Origin of the sequence: Microbacterium enclense, assembly GCF_001456955.1 — a bacterium.
Lineage (GTDB): Bacteria > Actinomycetota > Actinomycetes > Actinomycetales > Microbacteriaceae > Microbacterium > Microbacterium enclense.
Window position 1 is genome coordinate 132052 of record NZ_KQ758470.1, and the last position, 22764, is coordinate 154815.

General features: G+C 70.9%; 30 protein-coding genes and 1 riboswitch. Of the genes, 20 read left to right on the plus strand and 10 right to left on the minus strand.

The window, feature by feature from the left end; translation table 11 throughout:
- Positions 1 to 49 precede the first annotated feature (49 nt).
- The gene (locus tag AS029_RS08490) at positions 50 to 985 is read right to left on the minus strand and encodes an alpha/beta fold hydrolase (protein WP_058232164.1); all 936 of its coding nucleotides are present in this window, start codon (positions 983 to 985) and stop codon (positions 50 to 52) included.
- 237 nt (positions 986 to 1222) lie between these two features.
- On the opposite strand from AS029_RS08490, the gene AS029_RS08495 reads away from it, so the two are divergent.
- From AS029_RS08495 to AS029_RS08505, 3 genes are all read left to right on the plus strand, one after another.
- Positions 1223 to 1774 (plus strand): carboxymuconolactone decarboxylase family protein, encoded by a 552-nt coding sequence (locus tag AS029_RS08495; protein WP_228375914.1) that lies wholly within the window; start codon positions 1223 to 1225, stop codon positions 1772 to 1774.
- On the plus strand, positions 1771 to 2484 hold the full coding sequence (locus AS029_RS08500) for a tyrosine-protein phosphatase (protein ID WP_058232165.1): 714 nt from the start codon (positions 1771 to 1773) through the stop codon (positions 2482 to 2484). The genes AS029_RS08495 and AS029_RS08500 overlap by 4 nt, the downstream gene beginning before the upstream one ends.
- Before the next feature lie 178 nt (positions 2485 to 2662).
- Positions 2663 to 3127, plus strand: coding sequence for an SIP domain-containing protein (locus AS029_RS08505; RefSeq protein WP_058232469.1), 465 nt, complete (start codon positions 2663 to 2665; stop codon positions 3125 to 3127).
- A 112-nt stretch (positions 3128 to 3239) separates the two neighbouring features.
- On the opposite strand, the gene AS029_RS08510 is transcribed toward AS029_RS08505, so the two are convergent.
- The 4 genes from AS029_RS08510 to AS029_RS08525 all read right to left on the minus strand — a co-directional run bounded on the left by AS029_RS08510 (position 3240) and on the right by AS029_RS08525 (position 7538).
- The gene (locus tag AS029_RS08510) at positions 3240 to 3695 is read right to left on the minus strand and encodes a hypothetical protein (protein WP_058232166.1); all 456 of its coding nucleotides are present in this window, start codon (positions 3693 to 3695) and stop codon (positions 3240 to 3242) included.
- Positions 3692 to 4504 (minus strand): arginase family protein, encoded by an 813-nt coding sequence (locus tag AS029_RS08515; protein WP_058232167.1) that lies wholly within the window; start codon positions 4502 to 4504, stop codon positions 3692 to 3694. The genes AS029_RS08510 and AS029_RS08515 overlap by 4 nt, the downstream gene beginning before the upstream one ends.
- 67 nt (positions 4505 to 4571) lie before the next feature.
- Positions 4572 to 5327: a PspA/IM30 family protein gene (locus AS029_RS08520; RefSeq protein ID WP_058232168.1), complete on the minus strand. Its 756-nt coding sequence runs from the start codon at positions 5325 to 5327 to the stop codon at positions 4572 to 4574.
- Between the two features lie 93 nt (positions 5328 to 5420).
- Positions 5421 to 7538 carry a TPM domain-containing protein gene (locus AS029_RS08525; protein ID WP_058232169.1) on the minus strand — a complete coding sequence of 706 codons (2118 nt, stop codon included), beginning with the start codon at positions 7536 to 7538 and terminating at the stop codon, positions 5421 to 5423.
- Positions 7539 to 7660: 122 nt separating this feature from the next.
- On the opposite strand from AS029_RS08525, the gene AS029_RS08530 reads away from it, so the two are divergent.
- From AS029_RS08530 to AS029_RS08550, 5 genes are all read left to right on the plus strand, one after another.
- Positions 7661 to 8494, plus strand: a complete 834-nt coding sequence (locus AS029_RS08530) for a DUF3097 domain-containing protein (protein WP_058232170.1) — start codon at positions 7661 to 7663, stop codon at positions 8492 to 8494.
- 104 nt (positions 8495 to 8598) lie between these two features.
- On the plus strand, positions 8599 to 9321 hold the full coding sequence (gene trmB, locus AS029_RS08535) for a tRNA (guanosine(46)-N7)-methyltransferase TrmB (protein ID WP_058232171.1): 723 nt from the start codon (positions 8599 to 8601) through the stop codon (positions 9319 to 9321).
- The gene (locus AS029_RS08540) at positions 9318 to 10178 is read left to right on the plus strand and encodes a CPBP family intramembrane glutamic endopeptidase (RefSeq protein ID WP_228375915.1); all 861 of its coding nucleotides are present in this window, start codon (positions 9318 to 9320) and stop codon (positions 10176 to 10178) included. Before trmB ends, AS029_RS08540 begins: the two co-directional genes overlap by 4 nt.
- A 218-nt stretch (positions 10179 to 10396) precedes the next feature.
- Positions 10397 to 10461: riboswitch (guanidine-III (ykkC-III) riboswitch) on the plus strand.
- Positions 10462 to 10471: 10 nt separating this feature from the next.
- On the plus strand, positions 10472 to 10795 hold the full coding sequence (locus tag AS029_RS08545) for a DMT family transporter (protein WP_058232172.1): 324 nt from the start codon (positions 10472 to 10474) through the stop codon (positions 10793 to 10795).
- 129 nt (positions 10796 to 10924) lie between these two features.
- On the plus strand, positions 10925 to 12238 hold the full coding sequence (locus AS029_RS08550) for a hypothetical protein (protein WP_058232173.1): 1314 nt from the start codon (positions 10925 to 10927) through the stop codon (positions 12236 to 12238).
- A gap of 64 nt (positions 12239 to 12302) precedes the next feature.
- On the opposite strand, the gene AS029_RS16905 is transcribed toward AS029_RS08550, so the two are convergent.
- Positions 12303 to 12617, minus strand: a complete 315-nt coding sequence (locus AS029_RS16905; protein WP_082642234.1) for a hypothetical protein — start codon at positions 12615 to 12617, stop codon at positions 12303 to 12305.
- Positions 12618 to 12736: 119 nt separating this feature from the next.
- Between AS029_RS16905 and AS029_RS08555 the strand changes: the two genes are divergently transcribed.
- From AS029_RS08555 to AS029_RS08575, 5 genes are all read left to right on the plus strand, one after another.
- Positions 12737 to 13912 (plus strand): GAF domain-containing sensor histidine kinase, encoded by a 1176-nt coding sequence (locus tag AS029_RS08555; protein ID WP_082642235.1) that lies wholly within the window; start codon positions 12737 to 12739, stop codon positions 13910 to 13912.
- A gap of 154 nt (positions 13913 to 14066) precedes the next feature.
- On the plus strand, positions 14067 to 14570 hold the full coding sequence (locus AS029_RS08560; protein WP_058232174.1) for an SRPBCC family protein: 504 nt from the start codon (positions 14067 to 14069) through the stop codon (positions 14568 to 14570).
- A complete protein-coding gene (locus AS029_RS08565) occupies positions 14567 to 16048 on the plus strand; it encodes a phytoene desaturase family protein (RefSeq protein ID WP_058232175.1) in 1482 nt (493 codons plus the stop codon). Before AS029_RS08560 ends, AS029_RS08565 begins: the two co-directional genes overlap by 4 nt.
- A 2-nt stretch (positions 16049 to 16050) precedes the next feature.
- Entirely contained in the window at positions 16051 to 16875 is an 825-nt protein-coding gene (locus AS029_RS08570; RefSeq protein WP_058232176.1) for a DNA-formamidopyrimidine glycosylase family protein, read from the plus strand.
- 9 nt (positions 16876 to 16884) lie between these two features.
- Positions 16885 to 17955 carry a spore photoproduct lyase family protein gene (locus AS029_RS08575; protein WP_058232177.1) on the plus strand — a complete coding sequence of 357 codons (1071 nt, stop codon included), beginning with the start codon at positions 16885 to 16887 and terminating at the stop codon, positions 17953 to 17955.
- Between the two features lie 4 nt (positions 17956 to 17959).
- Here the strand turns inward: AS029_RS08575 and AS029_RS17590 are convergent, their stop codons facing one another.
- From AS029_RS17590 to AS029_RS08585, 3 genes are all read right to left on the minus strand, one after another.
- Positions 17960 to 18121: a hypothetical protein gene (locus AS029_RS17590; protein WP_167345251.1), complete on the minus strand. Its 162-nt coding sequence runs from the start codon at positions 18119 to 18121 to the stop codon at positions 17960 to 17962.
- 89 nt (positions 18122 to 18210) lie between these two features.
- Complete coding sequence (locus AS029_RS08580; RefSeq protein ID WP_058232178.1) at positions 18211 to 18552, minus strand: hypothetical protein; 342 nt, start codon at positions 18550 to 18552, stop codon at positions 18211 to 18213.
- Positions 18553 to 18554: 2 nt separating this feature from the next.
- Positions 18555 to 18938, minus strand: a complete 384-nt coding sequence (locus tag AS029_RS08585) for a DUF7882 family protein (RefSeq protein WP_058232179.1) — start codon at positions 18936 to 18938, stop codon at positions 18555 to 18557.
- Positions 18939 to 19051: 113 nt separating this feature from the next.
- On the opposite strand from AS029_RS08585, the gene AS029_RS08590 reads away from it, so the two are divergent.
- From AS029_RS08590 to AS029_RS08610, 5 genes are all read left to right on the plus strand, one after another.
- Positions 19052 to 19606 carry a MarR family winged helix-turn-helix transcriptional regulator gene (locus AS029_RS08590; protein WP_058232180.1) on the plus strand — a complete coding sequence of 185 codons (555 nt, stop codon included), beginning with the start codon at positions 19052 to 19054 and terminating at the stop codon, positions 19604 to 19606.
- Positions 19603 to 19782, plus strand: coding sequence for a hypothetical protein (locus AS029_RS08595; RefSeq protein ID WP_058232181.1), 180 nt, complete (start codon positions 19603 to 19605; stop codon positions 19780 to 19782). Before AS029_RS08590 ends, AS029_RS08595 begins: the two co-directional genes overlap by 4 nt.
- Before the next feature lie 69 nt (positions 19783 to 19851).
- The gene (locus tag AS029_RS08600) at positions 19852 to 20205 is read left to right on the plus strand and encodes a hypothetical protein (protein WP_058232182.1); all 354 of its coding nucleotides are present in this window, start codon (positions 19852 to 19854) and stop codon (positions 20203 to 20205) included.
- A 256-nt stretch (positions 20206 to 20461) separates the two neighbouring features.
- Positions 20462 to 21130: a hypothetical protein gene (locus tag AS029_RS08605; RefSeq protein WP_167345252.1), complete on the plus strand. Its 669-nt coding sequence runs from the start codon at positions 20462 to 20464 to the stop codon at positions 21128 to 21130.
- Positions 21131 to 21172: 42 nt separating this feature from the next.
- Positions 21173 to 21454 carry a hypothetical protein gene (locus AS029_RS08610; protein ID WP_058232184.1) on the plus strand — a complete coding sequence of 94 codons (282 nt, stop codon included), beginning with the start codon at positions 21173 to 21175 and terminating at the stop codon, positions 21452 to 21454.
- 17 nt (positions 21455 to 21471) lie between these two features.
- Here AS029_RS08610 and AS029_RS08615 read toward each other — a convergent pair whose 3' ends face one another.
- The gene (locus tag AS029_RS08615) at positions 21472 to 21867 is read right to left on the minus strand and encodes a DUF5684 domain-containing protein (protein ID WP_058232185.1); all 396 of its coding nucleotides are present in this window, start codon (positions 21865 to 21867) and stop codon (positions 21472 to 21474) included.
- Between the two features lie 98 nt (positions 21868 to 21965).
- Between AS029_RS08615 and AS029_RS08620 the strand changes: the two genes are divergently transcribed.
- Entirely contained in the window at positions 21966 to 22415 is a 450-nt protein-coding gene (locus tag AS029_RS08620; protein WP_058232186.1) for a hypothetical protein, read from the plus strand.
- Between the two features lie 84 nt (positions 22416 to 22499).
- A complete protein-coding gene (locus AS029_RS08625; protein ID WP_058232187.1) occupies positions 22500 to 22685 on the plus strand; it encodes a hypothetical protein in 186 nt (61 codons plus the stop codon).
- Positions 22686 to 22764 lie beyond the last annotated feature (79 nt).

A 22764-nucleotide genomic window follows, 5' to 3' on the forward strand; every position in this document is an offset into this window, starting at 1 on the left:
CGTCTGTGACGGTCCGCGACGATCTGTGACGCGGGGAGGAGGGGTGCGGTCAGTTCGGGGTCACGGATCCGCCGCCCGGCAGCGCGCTGCGGATGAGCGCAGCGAGCCCGGCCGGATCCTCTTCCTGGGCGTTGTGGCCCGTGGCGATCGTGCGCACCGCGGCGGTGGGGAGGCGCTGGGCGAACTCCTCGGCATCCGAGGGCGTGACGAATCCGCGCTCCCCGCGTACGAGGGTGACGGGGCAGGTGATCTGCGCGATGTCGTCCCACCCCGTGCTCGCGAGCACCGCGCGCACGGCGTCGGGGGTCGAGGGGTCGCCGCCGGCGTTCGCCGCGGCCGCGGCGAGGTGGGCGAAGTGGTGTTTCCACTCCACGCGGCCGTCGGCGCGCACGCGGGAGTTCAGGAAGACGCCGCGGGTCGCCGCGTCGCGGGAGCCGCCGAGGCCGAACGCCAGAGCGCGGTCGACGAGCTCGTCGCGAGAGGCCCAGTCGGTGGGGCCGGCGAAGAAGGCGCGGATCTCGGCGGGTCCGGCGCTCGGGTCGACACCGGGGGTGATGTCGAGGACGACCAGTCGGGCCACGAGGTCGGCACGGGATGCCGCGACCGCCGCCGCCGTCAGTCCGCCGAGCGAATGGCCCACCAGGGTCTGCGGGCCGTCGGTCCAGGTCTGGAGGGCGGTGACGACGTCGGGGGCGAGAACCCGCGCCACGTACGCGGCATCGTCGCGCCACGACGAATCCCCGTGGCCGGCGAGATCGAGCGCGAGGGCCGGTTCGCCGAGGTGCAGTAGCGTGGTGTCCCACGTGTGGGCGTTGAGCCCCGCGCCGTGCAGCAGCGTCACGCGCGGCGGCGCGTCGCCCCATCGCAGCCCGCTCAGCGAGCGACCGTCGGCAAGAGTCAGCCGTACGCGCGTCACCGGCGGCACGGGTCGCCCGAGGGCTGCGGCCTGGGCAGGCAGGAAAGAGAACTCGTCGAGCTCGGGCATGCCTCCAGCCTGTCACCGCGCTGCGCCGGTCGTCGGCGACGTGCCGTGGATCGCCGGGGACGGGCGGAAGACCACGAAGACATGACGCAGGACGCTCCACGACGCGGCGGGTTCGCACGCGGGCGTCACGGCGCGGCCGACCCGTGTTTCTGACGCAGTGGGGTCGGGCGCCACGGCCTCGCCGACATCGCCCGAGCTTCCCGCGCCCCGCGGGCGACGCGGCCATAGGCTTTCCCCATGGGCGAAGAGAAGCGCGTGCACCTGTCGAAGAAGGCCCCCGAGGCGTACGCGGCCCTGCGGTCGTTCTCGACCACGGTGGGCCGTCTGGCCGCCGACGCGGGCATCGACGCGCGCCTGCGCGAGATCGTGCAGATCCACGCGTCGCAGCTGAACGGCTGCGCCTACTGCGTCCGCGTCCACGTCGACGCCGCGGTCAAGGCCGGTCTCGACGCCGATGTCATCGCGCAGATCGCCACGTGGCGCGAATCGGGCGTCTTCGACGAACGCGAGCGCGCGGCGCTCGAACTCACCGAGTCGTTCACCTTCATCCACGAGGACGGCATTCCCGACGAGGTCTACGACCAGGCGGGCGGCATCCTCAGCGAACAGGAGTACGTCGCCCTCAGCTGGGTGCTTGTGGCCATCAACGCCTTCAACCGCGTGGCCATCGCCGGTCGCTACCCCGTGCCGCCGCGCGCGGGCGCGGCGGCGGAGATCGCTCCGGATGCCGCACCCCCGGCGACCACGACGCCCCGGTCGCCACACGATCACGGCGGGCGGGACGCGTGACGGCGTCGCTCGTCTCGGGCGCGACGAACTTCCGCGACGTCGGCGGCCTCGCCGCAGGTTCGGCCCGCACGCGCGACGGTGTGCTGTTCCGATCCGGCAACCTCGTCGCCGTCGACGACGCGGGGATGCAGACGCTGCGGGATCTCGGGATCCGCCGCGTCATCGACCTGCGCGACGCCGATGAGGTGGCGCATGCGCCGAGCAGACTCGACGATCTGCCGGTCGAGGTGCAGCACGAGCCGCTCTTCCTCGGCTCCGTCGCGTCGTTCTTCGCGCGCGATGTCGGTCTCGATGAGCTGTACGCCGCGATCGTCGACGACTCGGCGGATCGGGTGGTGGCGGTCGTGCGCGGCATCCTGGCCGCGCAGCCCGTGCTCGTGCACTGCACCGTCGGCAAGGACCGCACCGGCGTGACGGTCGCGATCGCGCTCGCCGCGGCGGGGGTGGACCGCGAGGCGGTCATCGCGGATTACGCTCGCACCGAGGGTCTGCTCTCGCCCGAACGCAACGCCGCCGTGCTGCGGGCCATCCGGTCGCTGCACCCCGCGGCCGTCCACGCCGAGGCGCTCGCGACGCGTTCGCCGGCCCCCGTCATGCGCGCTTTGCTGGAGCGCCTCGACAGCGAGTACGGATCTCCGGCCGACTACCTGCGGGCGCACGGCCTGCGCGACGCCGAGATCGAGCGCCTGCGGGAGGTGCTCGTCGGCTGACGACGCGCTCGTCGGGATCCCGCCGCGCCGTGCGGGGTCGACGCCGAGCGTGCGACCGGTCTCGGCGGTGAGGCGGGCGCCTTCGCGCGGGACAGCCCGCGTCGTGTCCTCGACGTCGAGATACAGGGCGCGAACTCAGGTTAGGCAACCCTTTGCCGGAGGTATAGTGGATGCCATCATGGCCACCTCCTCCGAGCACAACGACGCCGCCTGCCGCGCGTCGCGGCACACGCGCGTGCAGCACCTCGTGACCGCCGACGAGACCTCGCTCGTCGAGCTGGAGACGTTGCTGGCGACACTGCCGATCTGCTCGACGGGGCGCGTGTTCATCGAGGTGCCCGACGAGTCGTGGATCGGCACCGTCGCGGCGCCGGCTCGCATGACCCTGACATGGCTCGACCGTTCGCGTCGCGCGGGAGCACCGGGCACGGGTCGCTCGTGCGCCGCCGGTCAGGCGCTCGCGCGGGCGGTCTCGGGCTGGGCCGGTGAGATGCTCTGCGCCGACGACGACGCCACGCGCGTGGTGCTGCTCGGCGGTTATCTCGGTACGGCCGAGATCGTCGATGAGCTGACGACGCGTCACGGTGTCGACGCGCAGGCCATCCACACGCCCGAGCGCTTCGGGCTCGCCACCGCGCGCTGACCCGGCCCGGCGGGCGGTCTCCGGTCTGGGCCGCAGCGCGTCGACGCTCCGCCGCACGCTGCCGGGGTTTCGCGCGTTCTCGGCGGCACCGCCTCCCACGCGCTGTCGCGGCTCACATCCCGCGCGGGACGTAGTTCCCCTCGATCAATCCCGCCTCGATCTCGAAGCGGTTGCGCAACGGGTCACGGCCCGCAAGTGCATAGAGCACGGGCATGAGGAAGCCGTATCGGCGCCACTGCCGCTGGTGGACGGCCTCGTGCCCGAGGACGGCGTCGGTGGGGCGGTCGTCGCCGGTCAAGAAGCATCCGCCGACGCACACCCCGCCGCGCGGGAACGCCCACGCGGGCAGTCCGCGGAAGACCCACAGGCCCTGCCGCTTCTCGATGCGCCCGGTGCTCCAGAGGGCGCCCCAGGTCCAGCCCAGGGCACATCCGTACCAGTAGCCGACACGGCTGACGGGGGAGTCGAGCAGCACCGCGGGGATGAAGCGGTCGATCCTGCGGCCGCGTGCCACGGCGCGATCCGCGCGTTCCCGCCATCCCGCCGGTGGGCGGGGGATCGGGCTCACGCGAGCGCTCCGATGAGTCGCAGGATGGTGCCCAGGTCGTCGACCGCGGCGTCCGGCGACGAGGGCGAGAACTCCGTCAGTGTCGCGCCGGCGAGCGGGAGACGTTCGCGAAGACGACGAATGGATGCCACCACGTCGGCCGTGCGGGCGCCGAACGGCTCGGGCAGTGCGACACCGATGATCTCCGCCGGGTCGAGCACGTCGAGATCGACGTGCACGTACACGCGGGAGGCTCCGGTCGCGGTGACGGCGTCCGCCAGCACGTCGGGATCCTCGAGGTCTGCGGGCGAGATGACGCGCACACCGTGTTCGTCGATGAAGCGTCGTTCCTCGGCATCCAGTGCTCGCGCGCCCGCCAGGACGATCCGAGACGGCGGGATGCCGGGTTCGAGGCGGTGGAGCGCTTCGCCCTCGCCCGTGATGGCCCGCAGCACCATGCCGTGGAACGCACCGCTGGGGGAGGAGGAAGGGGTGTTGAGGTCGGCGTGCGCGTCGATCCACACGACGGCCAGATCGTCCGCGGCCACCGCGGACACGGAGCCGAGTGCGACGCCGCAGTCCCCGCCCACCACGATCGCGGGTTCGGTGGCGGCGCGGACCGCGTCTTCGATGCGAGCGCGCATGCGCACCAGTGCACTGAGCCGTTGCACGCTCGTTCCCTGGGCGTCACCGGCCTCGGTGGGAACCTCGAGGACGGTGGTCGATGCGCGCGGCAGGTCGCCCGCGATCGCCTCGGCGCCGTCGATGAGCTGCATGGCGCGGGACGAGGATGAGCCCTGCCACTGCGGGGCGACGATGAATCGGGTCATGGATGCTCCTCGCCGGAAGACGTGAGTGCACCGCCCGGCGGAGCGGGCGGTGCACTCACGAGGGGTGTCAGACCTGGTCGGGGCTGGGCGCGTCGATGGCCGCGCGCTGCGGGCCGCCGACCTTCAGGGCGGCCAGGCGCGCTTCGACCTCGGTCAGCTCGCCCACGTCTTCGAGCGCGTTGAACTGCGCGTCGATGCTCGAGGCCGCGAGCTCCTGCTTGCCCGCGGCGATGGCCTCTTCACGGCGGATCTTGTCTTCGAAGCGGCCGAGCTCGCTCGTCGGGTCGAGCACGTCGATCGACTTCACGGCGTCGTGCACCTTGTTCTGAGCCTCGGCGACCTTGGCACGGGCGGTGAGCTCGTTGCGCTTGGCCTTGAGCTGCTCGAGCTTGGTCTTCATGCCGTTCAAGCCGTCTTTGAGCTTGTCGACGACCTCGGTCTGCGCAGCGATCGTCGGAGCGGAGGCCTTGGCCTCGCCCTCTGCCGTGATCTGACGCTGCAGAGCGATCTTGGCCAGGTTGTCGAACTTGTCGGCCTCGGCGACGTTGCCGCCGGCGCGCAGCTCATCGCCCTTGCGGCTGGCGGCGAGGGCCTTGTTGCCCCATTCGGCCGCGGCCTGCACGTCTTCCTGGTGGTCGCGCTCGAGCAGGCGGAGGTTGCCGATGGTCTCGGCGATCGCGGATTCGGCGTCGGCGATGGAGTTGGAGTAGTCGCGGACGAGCTGGTCGAGCATCTTCTGCGGGTCCTCGGCCTGGTCGAGGAGCGCGTTGACGTTCGCGCGGACGAGGGTCTGGATGCGACCGAAGATGGACTGCTTGGCCATGCGGGGTGTTCCTTCCTGAGGGCGACGATGTCGAGTCTGGTGTCGGATGCTACGAATTGTCTGTGATGGGGCGGTGTGCCCGCGCGGGGTGGACTAGCGGCGTCTGCCCCCGCCTCCGCCGGCGCGGCTCCTGCCGCCGCCGGAGAAGCCCCCGCCTCCGCCGGAGCGGCTGCGCCCGCCGCTGCTGAGGCCGCCGAAGCCGCCGCCGCTTCGCGACCGCCCCCCGCCGAAGGCGCCGCCCCCCAGCCCGCCGAGGCCGCCGCCGAGACCCCCGAGCCCGCCGCCGCCGAACCCGCCTCGCCGGCGACCGCCGCCGAGCAGCGCGTCGACCGCGATACCGCCGAGGATGGCGCCCATCATGCCGCCGCCCCCGCCGCCACCCGTCAGCCCTCCGAGGCCACCGGTGCCACCGAACGCGCCGACGTCGTTCTGTGCCAGCGAGGCGGCGTCGTTCGCCAGCTGCGCGGCGCGCTGCGCCGTGGCGAGGGCGGTGACCGGGTCGCTGGCGCGCAGCTGCTGCGCCTGCACGAGCGCGGCCCCTGCTTCGGCGAGACGCGTACGCGCGGTCGGACCGACCGCACCGCGTCGAGCCGAGATGAAGTCTTCTGTCGCGGAGACCTGCGCGCGGGCCTGCGCCAGAACGGCGTCGAGCTGGCTCTCGGCCCGCTGCCGCCGTTCTGCGGCGTCGCGTGCTGCGCCGAGGACCTCGTCGATCGTGGCGTTCGCCTGTTGCAGCACCTCGACGGCGCGCAGCGGGCTGGTGCGGCCGGCACCGAGCGCGCCGCGCACGGTGTCGAGCTGGGTGCGTGCCGATGTCGCGGCGGCCGCGACGCGTCCGTCGGGATCGGTGAGCCGCGACGCGGCGACCAGATCTCCCTCGATCTCGGCGACGAGCGCGGCGGCGCGCTGCTCGGCGTCGGCGAGATCGGAGCCCCGCGTCGTGATCGCGCGCTCGAGCGTCTCGGCCTGCGCGACGGCGGCCTGAGCCGCGCGGATCGCCACGGCCGCCTCGCCGGCGCGGCCCGCGGCGAGAGCGGCGTCGGCCGCTTCCTCCTGCGCGCGGGCGAGTTCGAGACGAGCGCGGGCCTGGTGCGGGTTGTCGGCCACGGGGGCGAGGGCGTCGTCGGTGAAACGCTCGTGCAGGCGGGCGAGGTCGCTCTCCGCGGCGGCCAGCGTCGCGGCGGCTGCGGCGTGACGCTCCCGTGCCGCGGCGAGAGCCGCGGGGGCGTCGGCTTCGAGAGCGCGGAGTTCGTCGAAGGCGGCCGCCTTGGCATCCAGCGCTTCGTCGGCGCTCGTGCACAGGCGGATGATCTCGGCGTAGCCCGCACGCTGCTGCTCCGGCGTCTCGGGCACGTCGTCGTCGAGCTGCTGCTGGATGGTGAAGGCCCGATCGAGGTCGGCCTTCGCCCGCGTGAGCACGTCGGCGAAGGGAGCCGCGGCGTCATCGCCGAACTGGGCGCGGGCGAAGCCGAGCTCCTGTTCGCTCGTCTTGATGGCGTCGTCGGTGGACACCAGCGCGGATCCCGCCCGGCGCGCAAGATCGTCGATCGCCTCCGCCGGCGCACCCTGGGCCGCCGGCCGGCGCCGCCGCAGCCAGAACCAGATCAGCACGCCGGCGATGGCGAGCAGCAGGACGCCGACGAGGATCGCGGGACCGATCGCGGGGCCGGCGGGTGCGGCGGGCGTGGGAGGGGGAGCGGGCTTGCCGCCACCGGCCTGCGCGTAGGCGGCTCGGATGCCGTCGGCCGCCGAGATCGCGGCGCCGGCATCGTCACCGGCCTCGAGAGCGGGCTCGATCCGCGTCTGCTCGATGTCGCCGAGCTGCGCGGCCGAGAGGATGCCGTCGTCGACATCGCCGGACAGGTAATACGCGAAGGTGTTCCCGCTGATCGCGACGGCGAGGACGTACTGGTCGGCCCCGAGCTCGTTCTTGTTCGCGGTCTCGTTCGCCCAGTCCGCGGCGCCGGGGGGATCGGTGAACTCCGAGACGTACACGGCCCACATGTCGAGCCCGGTCTGCTCGCGGAGCGCGACGAGTCGACTCTGCACGGCCGCTTCTTCGGCGTCGGTGAGGGCGTCCACGCTGTCGAGCACATAGCTCGACCCCAGGCTGGGCGGCGGAACGGCGACGGCGTTGAGCGGTGCCGCCAGCACGCCGACGGCCCCGAGCAGCAGCGCGGCGATCACTCGTGCCGCCCTGGGCTTTCGCATGCGTTCCCCTTCGGTCGCTGGACCTCCCACCCTATAAACGACCTCCGACACCCGGGTAGGTCCGGCGCGTCCGCTGTCAGCGCACGGCTCGGCCGCCTAGGCTCGGGCGTTCGGAGGTACAGATGGACGACCGCTACGGCACCGATGTGCTCGCCCGAGGCTGGCGCGACGCCGGACGTGTGAAGCCCGCCCAGGTCGCGGCATCCGCCGATCTGGTCGTCGAGGTCGCCGGCGACGGATTCGTCGGCGCGGTGACCCGCATCGACGGCATGAACGTCGAACTGGAGGACCGCTTCGGCAGACGCCGGCTGTTCCCCCTCGGCGGCGGGTTCCTCGTCGACGGCAAGCCGGTCGTGCTGACCGCCCCGGCAGCCGCCCCGAAGGGCCGCACCCGCACGGCATCCGGATCCTTCGCCGTCGCCGACCAGCGCGCCCGCACCGCGCGTGCGAGCCGCATCTTCGTCGAGGGCAAGCACGACGCCGAGCTCGTGGAGAAGGTGTGGGGCGCCGACCTCCGCGCCGAGGGCGTGGTCGTCGAGTTCCTCGAGGGGGTCGACCTGCTCGAGCAGACCCTGGATGCCGAGCCCCCCACCGCCGAGCGTCGGTACGGGGTGCTCGTGGACCACCTCGTGCCGAACTCGAAGGAGTCGCGCATCGCCGAGAAGATCGCCCGCGGCCGTCACGGCGCCCACGTGCGCATCGTCGGGCATCCGTTCGTCGATGTCTGGCAGTGCGTCACCCCCCGCGCCCTCGGCATCGCCGCGTGGCCCGAGGTGCCCCGCGGTATCGAGTGGAAGGTCGGCGTCTGCCGGGCACTCGGCTGGCCCGCGGAGGAGCAGGCCGACACGGCGCGCGCGTGGCAGCACATCCTGTCGCGCGTCACCACGTTCCGCGACCTCGAACCGGCCCTGCTCGGCCGCGTCGAGGAGCTCATCGATTTCGTGACCGTCCCGTGAGCGGCCGCAAGCGCGCCCTCTCGCGTGAGTCGCCGGAATCTGTCGCTTCCGCGACCGGAAAGCGACAAAATCTGGCGAGTCACGCGGCGGATAACCTGGATGCCATGGATGCCGCGCCCGTCTTCCGCGACAAGCCGGTGTCGTTCGTGCGCCGCAGCGGCCGCATGTCCGAGGCGCAGGACCGCGCCTGGGCCGAGCTCTCGCCGTTCTACCTGCTGCCCGTCGAGCGCGCCGCGGCCGCGACCAGCGTCCGGGCCGGGACCGCCGTCGACCCCGCCGCGGTCTACGGCCGCACGGCCCGACTCGTCGTCGAGATCGGCTCGGGTCAGGGGCATCAGATCGTCTCCGCCGCGGCGGCCGACCCCGACACCGACTTCCTCGCGGTCGAAGTGTTCACGGCCGGCCTCGCGCGCACCATGCTCGACGCCGATCGTGAGGGCGTGAAGAACCTGCGCCTGGTCGAGGCCAACGCCCCCGAGGCGCTCGAGCACCTGCTGCCGGCGGCATCCGTCGACGAGCTGTGGGTGTTCTTCCCCGACCCCTGGCACAAGAACAAGCACACCAAGCGGCGCCTCGTCGCCCCTGACTTCGCCCGCATCGCGGCCCAGGCGCTGCGCCCCGGCGGCACCCTTCGCCTCGCGACCGACTGGCAGGACTACGCCGACCAGATGCGCGACGTGCTCGATTCGGCCCCCGACTTCGAGCGGGCGTTCGCGGGGGAGTGGGCCGAGCGCTTCGACGGTCGCGTGCTCACCGCCTTCGAGCGCAAGGGGCTGCGCGTGGGGCGCGACATCCGCGATCTGACCTATACGCGGGTCTCGCCGTGACCGCGCACACCGCGGTGCCGGTCCGCGAGCGTTCCACGTGGACGCCGAAGCTCGTCCCGGCGCTGTTGGTGTGCCTCGCCGCCCCGGTGCTGTTCGTCGTTCAGATCGTGTGGCTGGGTTGGATCCTGCTCGCGCTCGCCGTGGCATCCGGGGTCCTCGTCGACCGCCGCGCCGGCGTGGCCCTCGCCCGGAGCGAGGAGCCGAGCATCACCCGCGACATCTCGCTCGTCGCGATCGGGCAGTTCATCGTCAGCCTCATCCCGCTGCACGCCGAGCTCGACAACGCGGCTTTCGTGCGCTTCACCCTCGCTCTCGGCGGCGCGGTCGTCGTGCCCTACGTCATCTCGCGCTTCGTCTACCGCGACCGCGCGATCTCGTTCCCCTGGCGAGGGGGCGGCCGGTGGACGCGGTGGCAGTGGGCGTGGCTCGGCGGCGTGATCGTGCTCGGTTACCTGATCCTGCCGTTCTACTTCATCACCTCCGGCGTCTACCAGAACTGGCCCGAGGTGACCACGCCCGACCTCATCGCCCGCCTGTTCGTCGGTGTCGGCGCCGTGGGCATCTGGGATGAGCTGTTCTTCATCTGCACGGTCTTCGTGCTGCTGCGCCGGCACTTCCCCGACCTCACCGCGAACCTCTTGCAGGCGATCGTGTTCGTGTCGTTCCTGTGGGAACTCGGCTACCAGGCGTGGGGCCCGCTTCTCACCGTCCCCTTCGCCATCGTGCAGGGGTTCCTCTTCCTCAAGACCCGGTCGCTCTGGTACGTCGTCACGGTGCACCTGCTCTTCGACGCCGTGGTCTTCGGCGTGCTCGTGCACGCGCACAATCCCGGTGCGGCATTCATCTTCTTGATCTGATCCCGGATGCCGTTGCGCGGCGTCTCGCTCCCGCCCTCGACGCTCGGGTGCTCCGCGGCGTCCGCGATCAACGCTCATCCTCGCGAGACACGCTGCGCGACGCCGTGTCTCGGACGAATCGGCGTTCATCGCGGGAGCGGGAGCGGGAGCGGAAGCGGGGGCGGGGCGCGCCCGATCGGATTGCACGGGCGGTGCCCAGGCGGGCTCGCTATCGTGGACACCGGACGCCCGCCGCGTCCCCGGACGAGGGATCAGTACCCGGACTGCGACAAGACTGGCCAAGGAGCAGTGTCATGTCGTGGATCGTCCTCATCCTGTCCGGCGTCCTCGAGGCCGTGTGGGCCACGGCCCTCGGCCGGTCGGAGGGTTTGTCCAAGCTCTGGCCCAGCGTGATCTTCGGGGTGGCGCTGGTGGCATCCATGGGCGGGCTCGCCTTCGCGATGCGCGAGATCCCGACCGGTACCGCTTACGCCGTCTGGGTCGGAATCGGGGCGGCGCTGACCGTGGTGGTGGCGATGATCAGCGGCACGGAGGCGATCTCGGTGGTGAAAGTGCTGCTGGTTCTCGGCCTCGTGGGCTGCGTCATCGGCCTGAAGCTCGTCGGAGACAGCCACTGATCAGGGTGTTTTCCTGAAAGTCAACGGTGTGGAGCGCTCATCTTCATCCGGTAGCATCTGGCTTCCTGCACTTATCCGGGCCCGACACCGTCGTCACTCGCCCACATCTTCCCTTGTGAAAGGTTCCGAGTGAGCGCACCGCCGAGCGAGCTTGCCTCCCCGACACGTCCGTCGCGCGTCGTCACGCGACCGAGTCGCCTCGACCGGTTGCGCGGCTCGCGCGTCGGTCGCGCCCTCCGCCAGTACGGTCACGACGTCTTCCGCGCACCCGAGGGCATCGTCCCGATCGAGCGCGGCGCGTTCACGCGCGTGCTGCTGCTGTGGGCCATCGCCCGCGTCGTCAACTTCGGCATGCTGTGGGGGTACTACTCCATCGCGAAGGCGGCACGGTGGGGCTTCGGACCCGACAGCGAGCGCCTCGGCACCTTCTTCGACTACCTGACCGGGTGGGATGCAGACCGTTACGGCCAGATCGCGGCCGACGGCTACCCCATGTCGCTGCCGATGAACGTCTCCGGCGACATCCTGCCCAACAACTGGGCGTTCCTGCCGGTCTTTCCCGCTCTGGTCCGCGGCATCTCGGGTGTGACCGGCCTCGGATGGCAGCCGGTCGCGGTGCTGTTGAGTCTGGGTGCGAGCCTCGGAGCCACCTGGTTGCTGTTCGTGCTCATGCGCACGGTGACGAAGCCGCAGCCCGCGTGGTGGGCGGTGGTCTTCTTCTCCTTCGCGCCGATGTCGTTCCTCTTCGTGATCGGCTACAGCGAGGGTCTGTTCATGCTGCTGATGTTCGCCGGCATGCTGCTGGCGGTCAAACGTCGTTACCTGTGGATCCTGCCGATCGGTGTGATCACGGCGTACACGCGTCCCGGTGTCCTCGCGCTCGGACTCGCCCTCGGCATCGTCTTCCTCGTGCGCTTCTTCCGTCGCAAGGTGGATCCGTTCCCGATGAAGGAATGGGCGCCGCTCATGGCATCCGGTCTCGCCATCGCCGTGACCGGACTGTCGTGGAACCACATCGCGCAGTACGTCACGGGTACGCACAACGCTTACATCCGCACGGAGCTGGGCTGGTGGCTCGACTACGTCGGCAATGACGAGTTCACGCCGTTCACCCCCTGGTTCCGCCAAGCCTCCACGCACCTCGGCGTCGTGGGCGTCATCCTCGTGATCGCGCTGATCGTGGGCTTTCTCGCCCTGATGTGGTCGCGCCCGGTGCGCAAGCTCGGCCTCATGGTCGTCGCCTACGGCTTCAGCTACGGCGTCTACATCCTCGCCGTCTTCCTGCCGCAGCAGAGCACGTTCCGCCTGCTCATGCCCATGGCACCCCTGCTCGGCGACGAGCGCTGGTCGTCGACGCCGCGTCGGCGGACGGCGATCCTCGTCGGATGCCTCGTGCTCCAGGCCGTGGCGATCCTGCTGCTGTGGACGCGCGGCAACCCGTGATCGCTCATCGATGAACGAGAGGGCGGAGCCGAACGGCTCCGCCCTCTCGTCGTCTCCGGGTCGGTCAGTCGGGACGGCCACCGGGGTCGATGGCGTCGATGGTGTCCTGCTCGACCGGGTTGTCGGCATCCATCTCGGCCGATCCGACGGCGTCGTCGTCGTCCTGCGCGAAGGCGCCCGCCGCATCACCCGATCCACTTGCGTCGTCTGACACGTCGGCGGCCGACGCGGGAGCCGGCTGCGTTTCGGGGGAGAGGGGGATCGTGGGTTCGGCCGGCGTCGGCGCCGTGGGCTCGGTGGGCTGCGGGACCGTCGGTTCCGCGGGTGCGGGGGCGCCGGGGTCGGAGGGCGTCTGGGGGAACGGTGTCGGGGTGCTCATGGCTCCGACTCTGCGCGAAGCGGCCAGGGCGCGCGAGCCCCTTCCCGATCCGTCCCCGACGGTGTAGCCGCGGGTGGATAAGCTCGGGGGAAGGACGGACGACCACCCCGGGGGATGACGTGTCGACGGCACACGATGTGACGCGGCGGGAAGCCATCGCGCAATACCGCTTGATCGGAGAACCGCCCGAGCCCGACCTGCAGGGGCTCGTCGAATTGGCGGCCACGGTGTGTCGGGTGCCGACCGCGGTGATCAACATCATCGACGACCGGATGCAGCATCAGGTCGCGGCCGTCGGCGTGCAGGCCGCGTCCTGTGCGCGCGATGACTCCATGTGCGCCGCGGTGATCTCCGACCCGCGGCGTGTCGTCGTTCCCGATGCGCGGCAGGACATCCGATTCGCGCAGAACCCTTTCGTCACGGGCGAGATCGCGAACACCCGCTTCTATGCGTCGAGCCCCCTGGTGACACCCGCGGGCGTCGCCATCGGTACCCTCTGCGTCTTCGATTCGGAGGTGGGAGAGCTCTCGCCCGAGGCTGCTCACGGCCTCGACCTCCTCGCCCGGCAGGTGATCGACGTGCTCGAACTGCGCCGGGTGCAGAGGAACCTGCTGCAGTCCAACGCCATGCTCGAGAATTTCGCGGCGCAGGTGAGCCACGATCTGCGCAACCCCCTCACCGCGCTCTCCGGTTTCCTCGAGCTCGCTGCGGACAGCCCCGAGATGGCCGGCGCACCTCGGGCCGCCCAGTCCCTCGCCCGCGCGGAGGCCGCGGCGACGCGCATGTCGACGATGGTGGCCGATCTGCTGGACTTCGCGCGCATCGGAGGCACACGACCGCACATCACCGACATCGACGTCGCCGACGCGGTGGATGCCGTGCTCGAAGACCTCGATGGCGCGATCGTGCGCGCGGGCGCTGAGGTGCGGGTCGACGCCTCCGTCCTGGTGCGCGCGGATGACACGCTGTTCCGCGTCCTGCTGCAGAATCTGATCGCCAATGCGGTGAAATTCACGGTGGCCGCCGAGCGCGTTCCGCGGGTCGACGTGCTCGTGGAGACGCTCCCCGACGGGTGGCGCATCAGCGTCGACGACAACGGTGACGCCGTCGACCCGGAGCTGCGTGATCGCGTGTTCGAGCCCATGGAACGCGGACACGGCGCCGAGGTGCAGGGCATCGGCATCGGTCTGGCCACCTGCCGGCGCATCGTCGAGGCCCACGGCGGGTCGATCGGCCTCGACGAGTCTCCCGCCGGCGGCACGCGCGCCTGGTTCGTCCTGCCCGCGGCGGCTTAGCCCCTGGTGCCCGGGCGGCACGGCCATTCCGGCGCTACCCGGCGACGCGCCCGGACGCAACCTCCACGACCACCGTCCCCGACGCGCCGTAGCGTGGGCACCGTCGCGGCGTGAGGCCGTGGCATCCATCCGTGTCGCGAAGGAGGAGCGATCCATGGCCCGCAACGTCAGACTGATGCACTGCACTCCCGCCGACGTGTTCCGCGTGCTCGCGAACGGGTGGCTGTACCCGCTGTGGGTGGTGGGGACGTCGCGCATGCGCGACGTCGACGAGACGTGGCCGGCGGAAGGGGCGACGCTGCACCATTCGTTCGGCTCGTGGCCCGCGCTGGTGAACGACACCACGGTCATGCGCGTGTGGGATCCGCCGTACCGTGCGGTGCTCGAACCGCACGGGGGCCCGATCGGGATCGCCCGTGTCGCCATCGACGTGAAGCCCCGCGGCGATGCGTGTGTCGTGCGCATCCAGGAGGAGCCGGTCACCGGCCCCACCAAGATCCTCCCCGACACGGTCTTCGATGCGATCACGCGGTGGCGCAACGCCGAGACGCTGCACCGTCTGGCCTACCTCGCCGAGGGCGGGGCACCGGGCACCACGGGAGGTGCCGACGCCATCGGTCACGCCTCCACCGCCGAGAAGGAGCCGATCGACCGATGACCGAGAGCTATGACGCGATCATCGTCGGGTCGGGACCCAACGGTCTGGCGGCGGCCGTCACGCTCGCGCGGGCGGGGTTGTCGGTGGCCGTGTACGAGAGGTCGGCGTCGTTCGGGGGAGCGTCGTCCACCGCCGAGCTCACCCTCCCCGGCTTCCGTCACGACGTCGGGTCGGCGATCCATCCGCTGGCGCTCGAGTCGTGGTTCTTCCGGGAGTTCGGCCTCGACCGTCGGATCCGCCTCCTCGTCCCCGAGCTGTCGTATGCGCACCCGCTCGACGGCGGCCGGGCGGGACTGGCCTACCGCGACCTCGAGCGCGCCGCCGACGGCCTCGGCGTCGACGGCCCCGCCTACGCGCGCCTCATGCGCCCGCTCGTCGAGCACCTCCGCGGCGTGGCCGACTTCACCGGCAATGCGCTGCTCCGTGTTCCCGGCGATCCCCTCGCCGCCCTCTTCTTCGGCATCCGGGCCCTCGAGCAGGGCGGGCCGTGGTGGAACGCGCGCTTCCGTGAGGACGTCGCCCCCAGCCTGATCACGGGCGTGTCGGCTCACACGATCCTGCATCAGCCGAGCCTCGCGGCCGGGGGAGCGGGCCTCGTTCTGGCGACGTACGGGCACGGCCGCGGCTGGCCCGTGCCGGTCGGGGGCAGCCAGTCGATCGCCGATGCGATGATCGCCGACATCCGCGCGCACGGGGGCGTGCTGCGCGCCGGTGTCGAGGTGACATCGCTCGACGAACTGCCGCCCGCCCGCGCGGTGCTGCTCGACACCACACCGCGAGCGTTGATCCGCCTGGCGGGACGGCGGATGCCGGCGGGCTACCGTCGCGCCCTGGAGCGCTTCCGCTACGGCGGCGGCGTCGCCAAGGTCGACTTCGCCCTGTCGGAGCCCGTGCCCTGGGCCCACCCCGACATCGCACGGGCGGGGACGGTGCACGTGGGCGGGACGCGCGCCGAGATCGCCGAGGCCGAGAACGCCGTCGCCCGGGGACGTCTGCCCGAGGCGCCCTACGTGCTGGCGGCGCAGCCGTCGCTCTTCGACGACACCCGCGCACCCCGGGGGGCGCACACCCTGTGGGCCTACACGCACGTGCCCTCCGGAAGCCCCGCCGACCGCGAAGCCGCCATCGTGTCGCAGATCGAGCGGTTCGCGCCGGGCTTCCGCGACACGATCCTCGCCTCGTCGGCGCGCACCGCCCTGGACGTCGAGGCGTGGAACCCGAACTTCCCCGGCGGAGACATCTCCGCGGGGGCGCCGACCCTCCTGCAGCTCCTCGGTCGGCCGGTCTACAGCCCCGACCCCTGGCGCACCCCGATGAAGGGCGTTTACCTGTGCTCGTCGTCGACGAGCCCGGGTCCGGGCGTGCACGGGCTCGGGGGCTGGCAGGCGGCGCTCAGCGCGCTGCGCCATGAGTTCGGTACGCGTGTGCGTCCGGACCTGGCCCCGCGCGAGGACCAGCTCGTCACCGCGGCATCCTGACTGTGCCCGAGGGTGACAGCGTCTACCGCCTGCGGCAACGGCTGGATGCCGCCACCCGAGGCGCGCGCGTGAGCGACGGCGAGCTGCGTTCCGGTCACGCGGCCGGGACGTCGCTCGCGGGGCGGACCATCGAGTCGTACGCGACGCACGGCAAGCACCTGCTGACGCGCTTCGACGACGGCTCGACCCTTCACACGCACCTGCGGATGCAGGGAAGCTGGACGATCACCCGCGCGGGGAGGTCCCTGCCCTCGACCGCGCGTGAGAAGGCGCGCGTACGCCTCCGCCTCGGCGACGGACGCGAGGTGTGGGGTCTCGACCTCCCCGTGGTCGCGCTCGTGCCGACCCCGCGCGAGCGCGATGTCGTCGGCCACCTGGGGCCGGATCCGCTGCGGGAGGACTGGGATGCCGCGGAGGCGGTGCGCCGGCTGTCCACGCGGGGCGACCGGCCGTTCGTGGCGGCCCTTCTCGACCAGACGCGCATCGCCGGTCTCGGCAACCTGTGGGTGAACGAGCTGGCCTTCCTGCGCGGCATCCATCCGTTCGCGCCGATCGGGACGACGGATATCGATGCCCTCGTCGCGCTGGCGGCGCGGTGCCTGCGGATCTCGGCGACGGTGCCGGGCATGTACCAGGTGACGACGGGGGACCGGCGCAAGGGCTCCTCGCACTGGGTCGCGGGGCGGGCGGGTCGTCCGTGCCTGCGGTGCGGCACCCGGGTGAGCGTGCGCGACGAGGTGGCGAACGATCCCGAGCAGCGGCGCACCTGGTGGTGCCCGCGCTGTCAGCCCCTCCCCGGCGGCGCCGATGTCGGAACCCCGGAGTAGAACGGAACGATGGCCGTCGAACGAGAGAACCTGCTGCGTGTCACCCGCATCTATGCCGAAGACGCCGCACTCGAGCTCGAGCGCGGCCGTGAGATCGTCGCACGGTGGCCCGACGCCGAGATCGTGCCGATCGCCTCGCACTGGCAGATCCCCGAGGTGCACGGTGACGAGACGAACGTGGCCCGCTGGGTGCGCATCAAGACCGAGGCGCTCGTATTGGGAGTCAAGAAGAGCGTCACCACCCGCGTGAACGGCCGCTCGGCCGACTTCATCGCGCCCTCGCTGTCGAACGGCTGCGCGATGGCCTGCAGCTACTGCTACGTGCCGCGCCGCAAGGGGTACAGCAACCCGATCACGGTGTTCGCCAACATCGAGCAGATCAGCCGTCACCTCGCGCGGCATGTGGCGGCGAGGGGACCGAAGAGCGAGCCGAACCAGTGCGATCCCGAGGCGTGGGTGTACGACATCGGCGAGAACGGCGATTGCTCCGTCGACGCGATGATCAGCGAGAACGTGCGCGACGTGTGCGACCTGTTCCGCATGTCGCCGACGGCCAAAGCGTCCTTCGCCACGAAGTTCGTCAATCGCGACCTGCTCGAGTGGGATCCGGCGGGGCGCACGCGCATCCGCTTCTCCCTCATGCCCGCCGCGACGGCGCGGGTGACCGATCTGCGCACGTCACCCATGGCCGACCGGATCGCTGCCATCAACGACTTCGTCGACGCGGGCTACGAGGTCCACGTCAACTTCTCGCCCGTCATCCTCACTCCGACGTGGCTCGCCGACTGGGCCGAGCTCTTCGATCAGCTCGACGCGGCGCTGCACGCTCGCGCCAAGGCGCAACTCGCGTGCGAGGTGATCTTCCTCACGCACAATGAAGGCCTCCACGACGTCAACCTCGGGTGGCATCCGAAGGGCGAAGAGCTATTGTGGACGCCGTCCGTGCAAGAAGAGAAACGCTCGCAGAACGGCGCCGTCAACGTGCGCTATCGGCATCCGCTCAAGGCCCAGGCCGTCGCCGCGGTCACCGACCTCATTGCGCAGCGGCTCCCGTACTGCCGGGTGCGCTACGCGTTCTGAGCGATCAGCCGATGTCGCCGGTGGGCGAGGCGTCGGTGGTGGCGGCGTCGTCGGCGTCCTTCTGGGCCGCGGCACCCTCTTCGGTGGACTCGCTGCCGGCGCCGTTCGATGCGTCGTCGGGCGCGGCGGAGTGGTCGTCGTCCGAACGGCCGTCGTGGTGCGTCATGGGGTCTCCGTTCATCAGGTGCGGAAGAGACACGGTGGCATGCCGTCCGTTCGGTGTCCAGGGGGTCGACGGCACGCGCTGGTCACCGGTCACAGCAGAGGGGCGAGTGCTCCCGCGGTCAGGCCGAGTGCCAGGGCGGTCCCGCCCACCGTGGTCGCCGCGACCAGCGACGCACGGTCGATGAGACGTCGGCGCGATTCGTTGGCCGGGTGCGTGGTCGAGCGCAGAGAGGACTTCGCGGTCTCGAGGGCGTCGTAACGTCCGATGGGCACTCCGTGCGCGTCGCGGGCGACGAATCCGCCAGCCACGGCATCCACGCATCCGAAGTACTCGCCGCCGCGATGGGCCACCCAGAAGCCCGTGTCGACCTTCGCCCACAGGACGCGCACGGAGGCGATCGGCGTGGGGGATGCCAGTGAGGTGTCCGACATCGTCACGCCGCCACGGAGAAGGGGCGGCGGCGGCCGGCAGGTGCCGCCGTGCGAGCGGGTATGGCGCGCGGAGCCGTCTCGGTCGTGGGGATCTCGGCCGTGAGGTCGACGGTCAGGCCGGCGGAGGAGTTGGCCATGTCAGCCATGTTCTTCAGCGTCGAGGAACTGAGGGCTTCGGGCTCTGCCGAGTCGAAGACGAAACGGAGGGGGATGGCCGGCTGCAGCCACAGGGTGGAACGACCGGGGGTGCCGTCGACGTGGGTCCAGCTGAGGGTGAAGCTCTCGCTGCGACGGAGCTTGGTCGTGACGACGACCTTGATGTGCGCGAGGAGGCGGTCGGGGATCTGGATCGACTCGGTCGACGTCCCGTAGAACAGGTGGCCCATGGGGTGCTCCCTTCAAAGCGATTAGCTGTAATGAGAACATACTCGCTTAGTAACTAGTTTGTCTAACTATTTGTTTCGATGTATAGTCACGGTACGAGCGGGAGGAGTGTGCCATGACAGACGTCGAAACCACGTCCCGCGCCCGTCCGACCGCGCAGCGTGCAGACGAGGTCACCTATTGGTACGGTGACGAGCCCGCGGACCGTCGCCAGCGCAGCAAGGCCGTCCTCGAGGCCCTGCGCATCTACCGCGCAGCCGAGGTCGCCATGCGCCGTCGCACGCGCGATTCCATGTCGATGGGCGAGAACGAACTGCTCGTGTTGCGCTACCTCCTCCGTGATTCATCGCGACAGGTGCGACCGGGTGAGCTGACGAAGTACCTGGGCTTGTCGACGGCATCGACCACCGCGATCCTCGACCGTCTCGAACGCTCCGGCCACATCACCCGGGCCGCCAACCCCGACGACCGACGGAGTATCTTCGTGCAGGTCACCCCGAGAGCCGACGCCGAGGTGCGTCACACGCTGGGCAACATGCACGACCGCATGCTCGCGGCCGTCATCGACATGACCCCCGACGAGTCCGCGGCCGTGGTCGCGTTCCTTCGGCGCATGAGCGACGCGGTCGACGGCGTCGCCGTCGAAACGCCGGCGGTCGATTCCCCGTGATCTACGTGCTCGTCGGCGGCCCGCGCGACGGACAGCACGTGGATGACCTGCCTCGCGGCTACCGCCTGTCGCTGGGCGATCCACAGCCTGAACCGTTCGCCGAGTTCGACACCGTGCGCGCCGTATGGTTCGAGCTCGATGAGGCGATGTTCCGTTCCGCCCAGCGCCGAGACTGAGGCGTATCCCACTCACGTCGTCCGGGCAACCCACCCCCGGTCCGCGAAGAGGGGCCGCAGGGTGGGCTCATGCGATGCGTGACGTATGCCGGCGAGACCGTGACCACCACCGACGACGTCGCCGCGTCACTCGTCGAGCTGACGGCGGCCGTGGCGAAGGAAGGTCAGGCCGAGGCCGTCAGCATCCCCATCGTCACCGACGCCAGGAAGGTCGCGCAGGCCGAACTCGTCGTCGGCGTCGGCAATGACGTGCTGTCGTCGCCGGTGGAGTGGGACGACGAGGAGCCCGACTTCACGGCCGCCGCCGAGGAGCTGCGCAAGCACCGCTACTTCCCTCGCCCGCATCTGCGCGCCGTCGAGTCGGCACCCGACGACGATGACGAGCCGATCGACTGGGACTTCGACCAGCCGACGCAGGCCTGACGTCGCGATCCGCGCCTCGGTCGTGTCGGTCTCGTCGTGCGACACGAAAACGACGACGAGATGATCGCGAGGGTGAAAAGAGGGACGTAGGTCCTTCCCGCCATCGGGCATCGTGTCCGCCGGAACCCGGTGTCGTGTACGACAGTCTCGACGGTCCGCGCGTGCGACCCGAGAGAGGGGAACAATGACACGGGGAGATGCGCTCGACGCCGACGACAAGCGAGGGGAGCGTTCGATCACCTGGTCTCGGCGGGCGATGGTCGGCGGTGCCGCCGTCGCCGTGCCCGCCATCGTGCTGACGGCGACCAGCCCGGCGCTTGCCGAGTCAGTCCCTTCTGCACCGGTCACGGTAACCGTTTCGGCGAACCCGTCGTCAGTTGCCACGGGGCGCTCGACCACGATCTCGGGCAATGTGTCGGGCGGTGCCGCCAACGGAGCCGGTCAATCCGTGGTGTTGTCGTCGTCCGACGCGAACGTCACTCTGGCCCGGACCACATTGACGACAGACGCCTCCGGCAATTTCTCCACCACCGCGACAGTGTCGGAATCGGCGGAGTCTGGGACCGCCTCGATCACGGCGACATCTGGCGGCGTGTCGGCCGCGACCGCTGTGTCCTATGCGGCTGAGGCCGTGACGAGCGTGTCGATCAGCGTCAACCCCTCGATGGTGCCGCCGGACTCGGCGACGTCGGTGTCCGGGACCGTATCCGGAGCGTCGGGCGCTCTGCCCGGACGAAAGGTGAATCTCTCATCGTCAGACGGCTCGGTGATCTTCTCGGATGAGTCGCCGGTCACCGACGGGTCCGGGAACTACTCCACAGACGCCATCATCCTGGCCTCCTCGCCGGCGCAGTTTGTGACGTTCACGGCGTCGTCCGGGGGGCGGAGCGCGTCGACCACGCTCGAGGTCACCAGCCCCGGTTGATCGATCGCCAGCAGGAATTCGATCCGGGGCAGCGTTCACGAGGTGAGCTCCTCGCCCCCCGCAGCCGACGGCCGCGAGCGTCAGCGACGGAGCATCCGTCACGCGCAAGCGCAACTCGCCGCCTTCGTGCGCAGCTCGGCCGACGACGTCGCTGAAGCCGCCCACACCGCGGAGGCGGCGCTGCGCAGCGCGCTGTCGTCGGGGGCGGGAGTGGAACGCGTCTCGGCGGAGTTGGAGGTCAGCCCCCGAGCGCTGCGGGCCATCGCCGACGGGTCGGTGCCGCTGCGCAGTCTTCACCCCGACGACCGCCTCCGGTTCGCCTGACGGCCTGGCCCGGCGGATCAGGCGAGGCGCTCCGGGCGGTACCTGTCGTCGCTGAAGCCGATGACGAGGTACCCGATGATGTACAGGAACACGAGCAGGAAGAGCGAGAACACCCAGCCGTGGCCGAAGGCGCGCCCGATGCGCAGCTGCACGATGATGTGGAAGACGAAGCCGACGATGGGGATCAGATACAGCAGCGCGAACCACCCCGAGAACCCGGCGACCTTGGTGAGGAAGACGACATTGACGATCGGGATGATCGACAGCCAACCGGGGTACCCGGCCTTGGTGAACACCTTCCACAACGCCACGACGGTGAGGACGTAGACGGCGACAGCGATGAGCGACGAGGTGCCGCCCAGCGCGAAGATCGAGGTCTGCTCGGTGATGGACGACGGCGACGAGGTCAGCATCCGCTCATCGTAGGGCCCGGGCGGTTCGGTCCGGACGGCGCCGGCCGGCAGAGCCGGGGTTACCCTCTGGGGAGGATGAGTCCAGGGACGGTGGCCGAATGAGCGAGCGCAGGTTCGAGTGGGGCGGGCTCGGTGCCGATCGCGGCGACTACGTCACCGCGGCGGAGGCCCTCGCCATGCTCGAGGTGCTGTGCGTCGCCCAGGCCGACCTCTCGGTCTCGACCGCCGTCCGCGACGGTGCGGCGTGGGCGCGGTTCACGCGCGGGCAGCGGTGGGCGCTCGTGTCGACGCCCGGGTCGCGCTGGTTCTCCGTCGAGACCGACACGGGGCACCGGCTGCAACTCGTGGACGCGAACTCGTCGAAGGACCAGAGCGCTCAGCTCCTCGCCGCGTACGTCGACATCGCCGAGGCGTACGTTCGCGGCGACGCCCGGCCCGCGCCGGGGCGCGGCCTCGGCGGGTCCACCCTCACCGTCGAGGTCGACGGGCGTCAGGTGATCCTGACGCAGCCTCTCGCCCGACGCGTGCGTTCCCTGTTCGGCCGATAGGCCCGCGAGCGCCCGCGGTCAAGCCGCTGCGTCTCGACGACCGGCATTGCCAGGCTGGGGGTTCACGCGACGAAGGGACACCCCATGAGCGACCCCCAGAACTCCGCCCCCGCAGAGGAGCCGGCCGACGACGCCGCCGACCTCGGGGACGACCCCACGGTCAAGCCGAGCCAGGAGAACGACCCCGACGAGGGATCGAAGGCACCCGCGAAAGACGACCCGAACGCCGACCATCAGGCCACGGGGATCGGCGTCATCGGCGAAGAATGACCCGGATGCCGCAGGGCAGCATTCGGCGTCCGCGGTACCGCCGCACGCCGTCGGGTCGAGCCGTCCCGCGGTGATAACC

Excerpts from the sequence above, each read along its gene's own strand:
- AS029_RS08620 (WP_058232186.1), top strand. The coding sequence starts at position 21,966 with ATGAGCGAGCGCAGGTTCGAGTGGGGCGGGCTCGGTGCCGATCGCGGC.
- AS029_RS08505 (WP_058232469.1), top strand. The coding sequence starts at position 2,663 with ATGGCCACCTCCTCCGAGCACAACGACGCCGCCTGCCGCGCGTCGCGG.
- AS029_RS08520 (WP_058232168.1), bottom strand. The coding sequence starts at position 5,327 with ATGGCCAAGCAGTCCATCTTCGGTCGCATCCAGACCCTCGTCCGCGCG.
- AS029_RS08615 (WP_058232185.1), bottom strand. The coding sequence starts at position 21,867 with ATGCTGACCTCGTCGCCGTCGTCCATCACCGAGCAGACCTCGATCTTC.
- AS029_RS08605 (WP_167345252.1), top strand. The coding sequence starts at position 20,462 with ATGGTCGGCGGTGCCGCCGTCGCCGTGCCCGCCATCGTGCTGACGGCG.
- AS029_RS08530 (WP_058232170.1), top strand. The coding sequence starts at position 7,661 with ATGGACGACCGCTACGGCACCGATGTGCTCGCCCGAGGCTGGCGCGAC.
- AS029_RS08525 (WP_058232169.1), bottom strand. The coding sequence starts at position 7,538 with ATGCGAAAGCCCAGGGCGGCACGAGTGATCGCCGCGCTGCTGCTCGGG.
- AS029_RS08625 (WP_058232187.1), top strand. The coding sequence starts at position 22,500 with ATGAGCGACCCCCAGAACTCCGCCCCCGCAGAGGAGCCGGCCGACGAC.
- AS029_RS08545 (WP_058232172.1), top strand. The coding sequence starts at position 10,472 with ATGTCGTGGATCGTCCTCATCCTGTCCGGCGTCCTCGAGGCCGTGTGG.
- AS029_RS16905 (WP_082642234.1), bottom strand. The coding sequence starts at position 12,617 with ATGAGCACCCCGACACCGTTCCCCCAGACGCCCTCCGACCCCGGCGCC.
- AS029_RS08565 (WP_058232175.1), top strand. The coding sequence starts at position 14,567 with ATGACCGAGAGCTATGACGCGATCATCGTCGGGTCGGGACCCAACGGT.
- AS029_RS08560 (WP_058232174.1), top strand. The coding sequence starts at position 14,067 with ATGGCCCGCAACGTCAGACTGATGCACTGCACTCCCGCCGACGTGTTC.
- AS029_RS08490 (WP_058232164.1), bottom strand. The coding sequence starts at position 985 with ATGCCCGAGCTCGACGAGTTCTCTTTCCTGCCTGCCCAGGCCGCAGCC.
- AS029_RS17590 (WP_167345251.1), bottom strand. The coding sequence starts at position 18,121 with ATGACGCACCACGACGGCCGTTCGGACGACGACCACTCCGCCGCGCCC.
- AS029_RS08585 (WP_058232179.1), bottom strand. The coding sequence starts at position 18,938 with ATGGGCCACCTGTTCTACGGGACGTCGACCGAGTCGATCCAGATCCCC.
- AS029_RS08590 (WP_058232180.1), top strand. The coding sequence starts at position 19,052 with ATGACAGACGTCGAAACCACGTCCCGCGCCCGTCCGACCGCGCAGCGT.
- trmB (WP_058232171.1), top strand. The coding sequence starts at position 8,599 with ATGGATGCCGCGCCCGTCTTCCGCGACAAGCCGGTGTCGTTCGTGCGC.
- AS029_RS08515 (WP_058232167.1), bottom strand. The coding sequence starts at position 4,504 with ATGACCCGATTCATCGTCGCCCCGCAGTGGCAGGGCTCATCCTCGTCC.
- AS029_RS08600 (WP_058232182.1), top strand. The coding sequence starts at position 19,852 with ATGCGATGCGTGACGTATGCCGGCGAGACCGTGACCACCACCGACGAC.
- AS029_RS08495 (WP_228375914.1), top strand. The coding sequence starts at position 1,223 with ATGGGCGAAGAGAAGCGCGTGCACCTGTCGAAGAAGGCCCCCGAGGCG.
- AS029_RS08575 (WP_058232177.1), top strand. The coding sequence starts at position 16,885 with ATGGCCGTCGAACGAGAGAACCTGCTGCGTGTCACCCGCATCTATGCC.
- AS029_RS08580 (WP_058232178.1), bottom strand. The coding sequence starts at position 18,552 with ATGTCGGACACCTCACTGGCATCCCCCACGCCGATCGCCTCCGTGCGC.